A 10856-nucleotide genomic window follows, 5' to 3' on the forward strand; every position below is an offset into this window, starting at 1 on the left:
GTCCTCGCGCTCGCCGCCACCGCGGTCGGCGCCCCCGCCCTGCTGGCCACCGCCGTGGTCGCCGTGGCGACCGCGGTCTCCGGGACCCTGATGGGATACACCGGCCTGGACACGGCGGCCGCGGTGGCGCTGGTGGCGACGGTCGTCGCGCTCGCCGCCGGGGCCGTGGCACCCTTCGCCTTCAAGCTGGCCGGCATGCGGATGCCCGCGCTGCCGTCCACCGCCGGACAGCTCCAGGAAGGCATCGACCCGTACGCGGGCGACGAGGTCGCCGAGCGCACCGAACTCGCCGGGCGCTGGGTCACCGCGCTCTTCGCCGCCACCGGCACCATCGCCGCGGCAGCCCTGACGGTCCTCGCCCAGCACCCGGACCTCCCGGAGACGCTCACCGCGCTCGCGCTGACCCTGCTGCTGCTCCTGCACTCCCGGGGTCTGATCCACATCGGCCAGCGCCTCACCCTGGCGGTGCCCGGCATCTGGGGGCTGCTGCTGCTCGCCCGGGCCTGGGCGGTGGACAGCGACGGGGACGGACGCGTGGTGGTCTTCGGGGTGCTGCTCGCCGCGGCGGCCGTCCTCGTGACCGCCTCCTGGACAGTGCCCGGTCGACGGGTGCTGCCGTACTGGGGCCGGGCGGCGGAACTGGCGCACACCGGCCTGGCCGTGGCGCTGCTCCCGCTCACGCTGTGGGTGGCGGGCCTCTTCGGCTGGCTGCGCGGCCTGTTCGGCTGAGCCACCCCGTACGCCGGTCCACCAGAAACGAGTTGAGGAGAGGCTGTGCAGTCCAAGCGCGACCAGGTCCAGGCCCACGGCTTCATGATGGGCAGGCTCAGCTCGGGCCTGCTGACGGCCGACCCGGACGCCCCGGAGAGCCCACTGGGCCGCACCACCCGGGGCGTCGTCTTCGGCCTGCTGGTGACCGTCCTGATCGGAGCGGGCGCCACCGTCTACGGGCTGCTGCGGCCCGGCGGGAACGACACCTGGCGCAAGGGCGAGCACCTGGTGGTCAACCGCGAGACCGGCGCCCGCTACCTGTGGACCGGCACCGACGGCGTACTGCACCCGGTGCGCAACTACGCCTCGGCGCGGCTGATCGGCGGGTCCGACCTCAAGGCCGTGGACGTCTCCACCGCCTCGCTGCGGGACGTCCCCGTGGGAGCCCCGGCCGGCATCCCCGGCGCCCCGGACACCCTGCCCGGCCCGGGCGGGCTCGACGCCGGCGCCTGGCACATGTGCGTCACCGGACCGGACGGTGCCCTGCCCAGCACCTCCGGCGCCGTCGCGGCCGCAGGCGTGGACCGGCCCGGGGCCACCACCGTGGTCGTCGGGGCGCCGCTGAAATCCCGGGGTGTCGGCGCCGACCGCGGGGTTCTCGTGGAGGGACCGGACCGCACCCAGTACCTGGTGTGGCGGGGCAGCCGGCTCCCGCTGGACCCCGACTCCGACGCCCGCAACGCCCTCGGTTACGGCTCCGAGCGGGCCATGCCGGTCTCGGCGGCGTTCCTCGACGCCCTCGCTCCCGGCCCGGCCCTGAAGCCGCCGGAGGTGCCGGGGCGCGGAGGCGAGGGACCCGTGCTCGGCGGCGAACCGAGCCGGATCGGCCAGCTCTTCGAGATCAGCGTGCCCGGCGGCGGCAGTACGTACCACCTGCTGCGGAAGGACGGCCTGGTGCCGCTTTCCCGGCTGGAGGCCGCCCTGATGCTGGGCGACCCGGCCACCCAGAAGGACGCCTACCAGGGGCGCTCGCCCGAGGCCCGGGCGGTCGGCGCGGACGCGCTGCGTACGCACCGGGCCAAGGAGAAGGCCCCCGCCGGCTCCGCGACCGCGGAGTTGCCTCGAACGCCGCCCGTCCCGCGGTCCGCGCCGCGCGGCACCGCCCTCTGCGCACAGGTGGACGGCGGCAACGGCGGCGCCCGGATCGGGTCGGTGCTGGTCCCGCTGACCGGGCTCGCCCCCGTCGCGGTGTCGCAGGGAACCGCTCAGCCGCTGGTCGAGGCCTGCGCCCGGACGGACGCCACGGTGGTACGCCCCGGGCACGGCGCGCTGGTCAGGGCCCTGCACGCGAGCGGCGCCGCACACTCCGGAACCACCTACCTGGTCGCGGACAACGGCGTGAAGTACCGGGTCCCGGCCAAGGGTTCCCTGGAGGCACTCGGGTACGGGGAGGGGGACATCGGATCGGTCCCCGCACCTCTGCTCGCCGCTCTGCCGACCGGAGCGGACCTCGATCCGGCCGCCGCCTCCGGCGCCGCGGAGCCCAGGTTCACCGCCCCGAAGTGCGGCGCTTCCGGTAAGACCGGAGCAGTCGACTTCCAGCCATGATCCAGGCAAACACCCCATACGGTGCCGAAGAAAGAGAAAAGGGCGGAGAAGTGGAACGTCGTACCTGACCTGGCATCGTCCGAGGGGCTATTCGGCGTGGGCGGCGCGCTCGGGGAAACCTCAGAAAAAGCTCAGAAAATCGACTGCCCGTTCCTCCGGGGGATCCTGCGAAAAGGGGCGCACAGTGCCGGAAACGGACCGTCTCGATGACCGTTCGGATTCTCCGGCCGCCCGTTTCCCGTCCGCATCGACGGGCCCCGGGGCCCGTCGGGCAGGCCGCGTTCATTTCGTGGAAACCTTCGGACAACTCCGTTGGGGTGTAAGGATTCTGACGCGCGGAACTATGCTCAAATCTTCCCCGCACGCGTTGCGCCGGACACGGAGTTCTCTTTAGCCTCAGCGGGCAACGGTGCGATGGGAAGTCACTCAACGAAGGGAGCGCGACATGGCGGACAGTGGCCAGAGGCGGGCGGACTATGCCAAGGGCTTGGGGGGTGTCTCCTCTCTGGAGTCGGCCCGGGCCGCGGTGGAGAAGATCCAGAACAACGTCGCCGAGATCGCCGCGCGTTCAGGCGTCGGCGGTGACGAGGGTCAGGCCCTGCTGAAGCTGTTCCGCAGCTGGAACGGCGAGGCGCAGAAGGTCGTCGTGCAGATCAGCAAGATGGTCGACGCGCTCCAGGAGAACGTGACGTCGGCCGACCGGCTGGCGAAGGAGAACCAGGACCTGACCGAGGTGCTCAACAGCAAGACCAGCCAGGGCGTCTTCGAGGCGCTGCGCTGACCCGTCCCCGGCGGCACCGGCCCCTTTCGCGGAGGCCGGAACCTGTGAGCATCCCCGGGCCCAGGGGCCCGGCCACCCGAGAGGAGATGTCATGGCCGACGGCATCATCGATGTGCAGTACTCCACGGTCCGCAACGCGATCGAGGAGCTGAAGCAGCAGACCCAGCAGATCATCACCACCCTCAACAACCTGGAGGACGAGCTCAAGCCGCTCGTGACCTCGTGGGAGGGTGACGACCAGCAGATGTACCGCGGTGTCCAGGCCGAGTGGGACCAGGCGACCAAGAACATGGCCCTGCTCCTCGGCGACAGCGGCGAGCTGGTCCAGAGCATCCACGACAACCACTCCCGCGACGAGCGCAGGAGCGCCGACAACTGGGGCGGTGTGCGCGCCCGATAGTCCCCGCCGGGGTTCGCCTGCGGTACGGAGGTGAACCCCGGCGCCCGCGTGTGCTCCCCGCTCCGCCCCGTTTCCCGTGACCCTGTCCCGCTCCAACCGCAGGAGGACGCCTCATGGCCGGCGAGAAGGCCGACGTCAAGCACTTTGACCTCAAGCAGATGGAGAACTTCCGGGACTTGGAGGTCGAACCGGTCCGCCGCAGCGCGAAGGTCCACCAGGAGGACACCAGCGCGGAAGGCGTCCGCCCGCTGGGCGACCTGGTCGCCGGGTACACGACGGCGGAGAACTCCAAGAAGGATCAGCAGATCCTGCGCATCGGCAAGATGGGCCGGGGCGAGGACGGCGACCTGGTCTCGGGCAAGACGATGCTCACGGCCATCACTACGGCGGCCACCGGGATCGACAAGCTCCTCCTCGACCAGGTGGCCCTCTTCAAGGAGCTGAAGGAAGCCCTCACCGAGACCATCGAGGAGGCGAACAAGACCAAGGAGAAGAACATCGACGCGATCGACGCGCAGACGCTGCTCCAGTCCTTCGACGAGGTGGACGCGTTCACCGTCGGTGGCACGGGCGACGACGAGGAAACCTCCTGACCTCGACCAGGACCAGGATCATCAGGACCAGCGCCGAAGGGGCCATCAGTGGCTGAGGTCGAGAACACGGACCCGGACTCCCGCGAGAACCTCGACAATCTCAAGGGGTACGAGGCGGAGACGGAGGACGCCTGGGCGGTCCTGGTCCGCCACATCACCGGCTACCCCGTGCCGGACCGCAAGACCATCTTCGAGAAGCTCACCTCGACCAGCGGGGGCCCGCTGTTCCGGATGGACATCCGCGAACGCGACCTGAAGTCCGTTGTCGCCGAGTCCGGCTTCCTCGTGAACGAGGGCCAGGACTACGACATCTTCTTCCTGGACAAGAACAAGAAGTCCTCCCTGATGCAGGCCCGGATCGTCTTCGAGGGCCGAGTCAAGTCGGACAACGAGCTCCATTTCGCGAGCACGTCGGCCGAGGACGTCGACGACGTCAGTGTCCGTGAGGGCAACGACTTCAAGGACTACAACAAGCAGGAAATGAGCACGATTCCGCTCGCCCAGTACATGAACGGGCCCCGGGCCGCGCTGATGGCCCTGCGCGACGGCAGCACCGAGGGCGTCAAGTTCGCGGAACAGCCGGTGGACGACGCCAACGCGGTCGTGCTCAAGTCCTTCCACTCCACCGGCGAGTCCTTCGACCGCGCCGCACAGTTCTTCAAGAACAAGGCGGTGATCCTCAAGGACTGGGAGGACCGCTTCGCCCGGGAGGACGCGAGCTGGAAGGGCGAGGCGGCCGACGTCTTCCGTAACCTGCTGAAGAAGATCCGTGAGAACTACGACGGCTACGTGGAGACGTTCGGCGCCACCACGAACGCCGACGGCGTGACCGGTGAGGGTGGCACCGTCCACTCCCGGGCGCTGGCCATCGGCAGCGAGAGCCTCCAGACAGTCGCCACGACCCTGCTGGAGAAATGGCTGGAGTGGGCGAAGTCCGATTACTACGACCCGCTGCGGGTGCTGCGCTATCTGCTGGACGATCTAGCCCTTTGGGTGAACGAGCACAACATCGGGAAGAGCGGGATCGAGGCCTATACGCACACCGGCTACCAAGGGGCCGGCTACACCACGGTCACCCACTCGCCGCGGGACGGCTTCCTCCAGGCGCACCCGGACTACGGTGACCTGAGCGACATCGCCAACTGGAAGAAGGTCGGCGAGAAGGCCGTCGAGCTGTGGAACCAGGGTGTCGACGAGAAGCTGGTCAGGCCTGCCATCGAGCAGACGTCATGGTTGAACAACCGCTTCCTCGATCTCACCAAGGACTTCACGGAGAACGTCCCGAAGCCCAAGACCACCAGCACGGCGGGCGAGGACTACGCCGAGGACAAACTCGACGACCCGGGTGGCAACGGCGGTCCGGACATCGACGAGTGGCTCGACAAGCTCAACGACAGCAACAACGACTTCCTCGATGACCTGAACAAGAACAACAACGACATCCTCGACGACCTCAACGACAAGAACAACGACGTCCTGGATGACCTGAACAACAGCAACAAAGACATCCTGGACGATCTGAACAAGAACAACAACGACATCCTGGACGATCTGAACAAGAACAACAACGACATCCTGGACGATCTGAACAACAACAGCAAAACCGTTCTGGACGACCTCGGGAACATCAACAACACGGCGCTCGACAACCTCAACGACCTCGGCAACGCCAACAACGACGTGCTGGACAGCCTGGGCAATCTCGGCAACGCCAACAACGAGGCGCTGAACAGTCTCGGAAACCTCGGAAACGTCGGAAACCTCGGAAACGTCGGAAACCTGGACTCGACCCTGCCCGACGGCAGCTCGTCGAACGGCGGCCCGCCGGGCGGGCAGTCCTTCCCGCCCGTCATTCCCCCGCTCACCCAAAGCCTCGGCAACCTCGGCCCCTTGAACGGCAGCCAGGACGGGGCGGGGAACAACCCGAACGGGGCCTTCACCCGGAGCCTGGGCAATCTCCCCGGCAATGGCGGCCTGAACACGCCGACCGGAGGCAACACGCGTCTGCGGGACGGCGCGATCACCACGGACTTCCCGAACGGCGGCAAGAGTTCGTTCGACCCGGGGACCGGGGACCTCACCACTGTCTCACCGGACGGCTCCACCGTCACGCGCAACCTCGGCGGCGGCGCGAAGATCACCAACCCCGACGGCTCGGTCACGGCGCTCGATCGCGACGGCAACCTGACGACCACCTACCCGGACGGCACCAAGCAGGTCATCGACCCCAGGACCGGGCAGGCCGTCACCACGAACCCGGACGGCAGCAGCACCACGACCGATCTGGGCAGCCTGGAGGGTCTGAACAACCTGGACAACTCGGCCGGCGGGTTGGGTGGTCTGGGCGGGTTGGGTGATGTCGGTGGTCTCGACGGGGTGCGGGATGGGCTGGAGACGCCGACCGGTGGGCGTACGTCGCTGGGTCTTGACGGTGATCTGAACAGCGTGTTCCCGGACGGGAGCCGGAGTTCGTTCGATCCGGAGACCGGGCAGTTGACGGTGACGGATCCGGATGGTTCGACCAGGGCTGTGGATTTGACGCACGGTGCCGAGGTGACGAATCCGGACGGGTCGAAGACGGTTCTGGACAATGGTCAGTTGAAGACGACGTTCCCGGACGGCAGTACGCAGGTCGTGGATCCGGACACGGGTCGTACGACCGTCACGGATCCGGACGGCACCACCCGGACGGTGGACCTGGGCGGACTCAACTCCGACCTGAACCGCGGCCCCGGCGAGCGCCTGGACCTCAGCGGCATGGGCGGGTGGAACGGCGGTGGCAGCAGTGGCGGCTCCGGGGGAGGGCCCAGTACGGTCTCCCGCGACGTGCCCTTCTCCGACCTCGGCCTCGGCAGTGGCGACAACCTCGGCGCCACCGCTCTCAACGGTGGCCTGTCGTCGAACGGCGGGCTGAACGGCGGCCCGCTCGGGGAGGGTTCAGGTGTCGCGGCCAACCCCGGCCAGACCCCCGGCTCCCCGGGCACCCCCGGCATGCCCGGCTCGCCCGGAATGCCGATGGGCGGCGCGGGCATGGGGGCCGGTGGAGGGGAGAAGGGCAACGGCGAACGGGTGCGCGCGGTGCTGGTCGACGCGGCGGAGGAGAGCGAGCGCCGCAAGCGCCGGCGCCGGGGGGCCTGGAATCGCCAGGAGGGCGAGGACACCTTCCTCGCGCCCGCCTCCCGGGTCTCGACCACCAGCAACGGCGGTGACACCAAGGGTGAGAATGAGCCGGACGCCGTCCGCAGGACCACCAGTTCCTCCGCTTATCTGGAGGAGGACGAGGACGTGTGGGGCACCGAGGAGGGCGGCAGTCCCGCGGTGATCGGACGTTGACCGCGAAGGAGTCGAGGTGCCCGGCGGGCGGGAGACGTATTCCACAGCGATCGCGTACCGTACCGGCTTCCCCTGCGGGGAGGCCATCAGCAGAATCGTCAGGAGTCGATCAAGGTGCGCGGTCCGGCCGGGCGGTGCTCCCTGATCAGCGAGAACCGAGAAGGGAACATGGGCGTGCCGGAACCTCTGGAGAAGCGCCTGGAGACGGCGATGGCCGAGCTCCAGTCGGCGCAGGAAGCCATCGCGCGCACCGAACGCGAGCTGCGTCAGGCCTCGTTCGCACGCGTCTCCTCCGACCGTGCGGTGCGCGCGACCGTGGGCCCGCAGGGGGAGCTGACCAGCCTGGAGTTCCTGGAGAACAAGTACCGCGACATGTCACCCCAGGAGCTGGCGGCGAGCGTGCTGGAGGCCGCGAGTGAGGCCCGGGTGGTGATGAACCGGCACGTGATGAAGGCGATGATGCCGTTCACCGAACCCAGCAGCGCGGTTCCGGAACTGCCGGGCTTCGAGCTGGACTGGGCGCGGATCTTCGGGCCCGAGGTGCTGGAGAGGGACGAGGAGGGCCGGCCGCGGCCGGACGGTGCGAAGTCCGCCTGGCGGGACGCGCTCGACGAGGACGGTGAGGACTGAGATGGGCGGGCACTACTACTTCGACCCCAACCGGGTGGAGTCGCTGACCGGACAGCAGGACCAGATCGCGGACCTCGCCATGTCCATCCTGACGGACTTCCGGGACGGGGTGTACGAAACGGCGGGCTGGGTCGGCACGGCGGCCGGTACGGACGAGATGAGCCAGAAGGCCACCGAGCGGGACCGGGAGGAGACGCAGATGGTCACGGCGACCATGACCGGCTTCCGGGACGCGCTCAGTGCCAGCACCGCGGCGATGAAGGATCAGATCTACCTGGTGCGCAAGACCCGGGACACCAACCTGGAGGGCCTCCACCAGTACGGCAGCCAGGCCGAGGCCAACGGTGTGTTCGGCGACGGCACGGGCGGGCATGGCCGCCGCTGATCTCCGTCTCGAAGGCCGCTACCGGGGAACCGGGGGAGCGGCGGCTTCGGGCTGCCCGTACGGCACCGGAGGCGGCCGCCGTTGAGCATCATGCCCACGCCGGAGATCAACGCGATGATCTTCGCGCTGACCGGGGAGTTCCTCACCACGATCGACGAGGATCTCGCGGACCAGAGCCAGTACAACTTCACCGGCATGGCCCGCAAGATCGAGCAGCTGTCCGCGCTGATCGAGAAGTCCGTGCACGACATCGCGCAGGAGATGCCGGACGAGCTGTCGAGTTCCTACAAGCAGGCGATGGGCGCGCTCATCGACGACCAGGGCAAGAACTACCTGCTGGAGTTCACCAAGCAGCTCGACGGGATCGGTGCGGGCCGCCGCAAGACCGGCATGGACGTCATGGAGTCCAAGTGGCAGGTCATCGCCGAGATCGTCCGTCTGCTCATCGAGATCGCGATCTACCTCGCGCTGTCCTTCTTCACCGGAGGGGCCTCCGCCAGCCAGATCCTGATGGCCAAGCTGCGCAGCCGGTTCGTGCTGCTCACCCTCTTCAGCCACCTGCTCAAGCGGCTGCACCTGATGCCGACCCTGAGCGAGGCGCTGGCCGAGGCGTTCACCACCTTCGCCGTCCGCCTGGCGATGATGAACTTCGCCCCCGACGGGCGCCGCCCGGACGGCATCGACTGGGGCGACATCGGGAAGGCCGCCGCGTTCGGCGCGGCGGCGGGGTTCTTCACCAGTGTCTTCGAGAACTGGGCGAAGAACATCGTGAACAGCTACGACACCAACTTCCTGAAGGACGGGCCTCCCTTCAAGGACAAGCCGGGCCCCGGCCCCGACCTGAAGCTCGACACCCCGGATCCCAAGCCGAAGCCCGGCCCGGACGCCCCGACTCCGGAGCCCAAGCCGGAGCCGAAACCCGACCCCACGCCGGAACCGAAGCCCCGGCCCGAACCGGAGCCGCTGCCGAAACCCGGCCCCGAGCCGAGGCCGAACCCGAAGCCGAACCCGAAGCCGGACCCCGAGCCGGTGCCGGGCCCCGGCGGCGGCCCGGAGGACCGCCCCCGCCCCGACGTGAACACCGGCCCGCCCGCCTTCCTCCGCGACCGTCCGTTCAGCTTCCGCTACGACCCGGCCGTCTGGCGCTCCAACCCCGACCTGTGGCGCAACTACCGCCTGCTGGAGAACAACGCCGACCGGCCCGGAGCGCTCGCCGGGCACTACGGACTCAAGGGCGTGCTCGACTTCGCCGCGGCCGGCGGCGGTGAGTCGGTCGCCGAGATCCTGATCAAGGGTGCGTTCGAGGGAGACTTCTCCTCCAGCTGGACCACGTTCGTCGGTGCCGGCGTCAGCAGCAAGGTCGAGGGCGGACTGGCCGACATCGCCGTCAACACCGGCAACGAGCTCCGCACCGCGATCGAGAACCTGCGCAACCAGCCGCCCACCGTCTCGGGCGGCCCGGGTTCCGACGCCCCCGCGCGGACCGGCGGCGACGACGGTTCCGGCCGCACCGGCGGCCCTCCGCGTACGGAGTCCTCGGACGGCGGCAGCTCCGGGCCCGGATCGCCCCGGCCTGCCGGGCTGGACGACTTCGCCGCCGATCCTTCTCCCCGCCCCGACCTGGCGGACAGCCCGCCGCCGTACACGCTGGAGGGCCCGCCGGCGTACGTCCCGGTGGACCCGCCCTTGTACACACCGGGCCCGTTGCCGGTGACCGCCGCGGAGAACGCCCTGTGGCAGCAGGTCCACCAGGGGCCCGCCGAGGTGCGCGACCAGGCGCTGCGCGACCTCGCGGCCCTGCGCGGCGAGCAGCCCCCCGGACCTGCCGAGATCGGCGTACGCGAGGGTCTGCACGGCAACCTGTCGCAGTTCCCCGAAGTACGGGTGGTGGCCGCCGGGAACGGGCCCGCCGTCCGGATCGACGCCGACGAGGTGCGCAGGGCGCTGGAGAGCTTCGGCGCGCCGGTGACCGTGGACACGTCGATCGTGGGGGAGGGGGTGGCAACACCGTTGCCGTCGCCGGGGACCGGTACGCCGACGGGGCCGGACACGGTCTTCGGGGGGAGCGCCTCGCCGGGCCCGGACCGGGCCGACGCCGGCGGATCCCACGGAGAAGTGCCGAACACCGGGGAGGTCAACGGCGCCGGGGCGCGCGAGGTGGGCGGTGGCAGCCCGGCCGTCGTCGACGGTCCCGGCCCCGGAGCCGGTCCCGGCACGACTCCGCTGACCGTCATCGTCTCGGAGGCGCCGCAGTCCCTGGCCGAAGGCTCCCCGGAGGCGGCCGCACTGCTGGACGACGCGGGGGCCGACCGCGCCGTGCTGCTCGGCCCGCCGACCGGCTCCGACGCGACGGGGCCGGCGGAGCGCGGTGCCGTCGAGCTGACCCGGGAAGGCCCCGGCGGGCCGGTACAGGTC

Annotated in this window: 8 protein-coding genes and 1 pseudogene; all 9 read left to right on the forward strand. The window is 69.8% G+C overall.

All coding sequences use genetic code 11. From position 1 onward, the window contains the following. Positions 1-729: pseudogene (locus tag CR470_RS30740) on the forward strand (type VII secretion integral membrane protein EccD); the annotation flags it as partial. Positions 730-774: 45 nt separating this feature from the next. After that, positions 775-2319: a type VII secretion protein EccB gene (eccB, locus tag CR470_RS30745; protein WP_097870762.1), complete on the forward strand. Its 1545-nt coding sequence runs from the start codon at positions 775-777 to the stop codon at positions 2317-2319. A gap of 445 nt (positions 2320-2764) precedes the next feature. Beyond that, positions 2765-3100: a hypothetical protein gene (locus tag CR470_RS30750; protein ID WP_003970669.1), complete on the forward strand. Its 336-nt coding sequence runs from the start codon at positions 2765-2767 to the stop codon at positions 3098-3100. Between the two features lie 91 nt (positions 3101-3191). Further along, positions 3192-3500: a WXG100 family type VII secretion target gene (locus CR470_RS30755; protein WP_003970670.1), complete on the forward strand. Its 309-nt coding sequence runs from the start codon at positions 3192-3194 to the stop codon at positions 3498-3500. 113 nt (positions 3501-3613) lie between these two features. Further along, complete coding sequence (locus CR470_RS30760) at positions 3614-4093, forward strand: type VII secretion system-associated protein (protein WP_097870763.1); 480 nt, start codon at positions 3614-3616, stop codon at positions 4091-4093. 48 nt (positions 4094-4141) lie between these two features. Continuing rightward, complete coding sequence (locus CR470_RS30765; protein WP_257138969.1) at positions 4142-7426, forward strand: AAWKG family protein; 3285 nt, start codon at positions 4142-4144, stop codon at positions 7424-7426. A 174-nt stretch (positions 7427-7600) separates the two neighbouring features. After that, a complete protein-coding gene (locus CR470_RS30770; RefSeq protein ID WP_097870765.1) occupies positions 7601-8056 on the forward strand; it encodes a YbaB/EbfC family nucleoid-associated protein in 456 nt (151 codons plus the stop codon). Beyond that, entirely contained in the window at positions 8046-8441 is a 396-nt protein-coding gene (locus tag CR470_RS30775; protein WP_257138970.1) for a hypothetical protein, read from the forward strand. Before CR470_RS30770 ends, CR470_RS30775 begins: the two co-directional genes overlap by 11 nt. 90 nt (positions 8442-8531) lie before the next feature. After that, on the forward strand, positions 8532-10856 hold a 2325-nt coding region (locus CR470_RS39840; protein WP_441350786.1), incomplete at its 3' end, for a WXG100-like domain-containing protein.

This window comes from Streptomyces sp. rh34 (genome assembly GCF_002551245.1).
Taxonomy (GTDB): domain Bacteria; phylum Actinomycetota; class Actinomycetes; order Streptomycetales; family Streptomycetaceae; genus Streptomyces.